The organism is Cognatundibacterium luofuense (genome assembly GCF_018139685.1).
GTDB classification, from domain to species: Bacteria; Pseudomonadota; Gammaproteobacteria; order Burkholderiales; family Burkholderiaceae_D; genus Undibacterium; species Undibacterium luofuense.
Genome location: NZ_JAGSPN010000106.1, coordinates 1 through 503, shown reverse-complemented (window position 1 = coordinate 503; position 503 = coordinate 1). Strand labels below are relative to the sequence as shown.

At 56.7% G+C, this 503-nt stretch carries 1 pseudogene; it reads left to right on the top strand.

Features of this window, described 5'->3' with window-relative positions:
* Window positions 1–503, top strand: a pseudogene (locus tag KDM89_RS19545) (UDP-N-acetylglucosamine 1-carboxyvinyltransferase); the annotation flags it as partial.

Below are 503 nucleotides of genomic sequence, written 5' to 3'. Positions count from 1 at the left end.
GTCACCGTACTGAATGGTGCGCAGATCGACAAGCTGGAAGCGCCCTACGACCTGGTGAAAACCATGCGTGCATCGATATTGGTGCTGGGACCTTTGCTGGCGCGTTTCGGTGAGGCTAAAGTGTCGCTGCCTGGTGGCTGCGCGATAGGCTCACGCCCTGTGGATCAGCATATCAAGGGCTTGCAGGCGATGGGCGCTGAAATCACCATCGAGGCGGGTTATATCCATGCGAAAGCCAAACGCCTCAAGGGTGCGCGCATCGTGACCGATATGATTACGGTCACCGGTACTGAAAATCTGCTGATGGCGGCAACGCTTGCAGAAGGTGAAACCGTGCTGGAAAATGCGGCACGTGAACCTGAAGTGACCGATCTGGCCCATCTGTTGGTCGCCATGGGCGCAAAGATTGAAGGTATAGGTACGGATCGTCTGGTGATTCAGGGGGTTACTGCCTTGCATGGCGCCAGTCATGCCGTGATTGCAGACCGTATCGAGACCGCGAC